This is a genomic window from Salifodinibacter halophilus (assembly GCA_012999515.1).
Taxonomy (GTDB): Bacteria; Pseudomonadota; Gammaproteobacteria; order Nevskiales; family Salinisphaeraceae; genus Salifodinibacter; species Salifodinibacter halophilus.
In genome coordinates this window covers 1-272 of the sequence record JABEEB010000251.1, presented here as the reverse complement: position 1 = coordinate 272, position 272 = coordinate 1, and the positions used below count along the sequence as shown (strand labels likewise).

At 71.0% G+C, this 272-nt stretch carries 1 protein-coding gene; it reads left to right on the top strand.

Annotated elements, in window-relative coordinates; translation table 11 throughout:
• Positions 1–272, top strand: a 272-nt coding sequence (locus HKX41_11530; GenBank protein NNC24763.1) for a hypothetical protein, incomplete at both ends; no start/stop codon positions are given.

The following is a 272-nucleotide window of genomic DNA, read 5'->3' as shown; positions in this document are numbered from 1 at the left end:
TCCAGCTCAAGCCCGGCGACGGCGGTGCCAGCGCGGTGCAAGTGGCGATGGTGCAGCGCGAGCTGGAGCAACTCGGCTTCGCGCTGACCCCGCAGGCGCTGGAGCGCCTGCACACCCAATCGCCCGCGCAACTGGCGCAATGCTTGCGCGAACTGCGCCCGGCGCTGGCCAAGATGACCGGCGCGCACCGCACGCTGCGGCCGCTGTTTCCCGATTTCCCGGCCGGCGTGCTGCGGGTAGAGGAAGCGGAGCTGTACCAACGGGCGATGCTG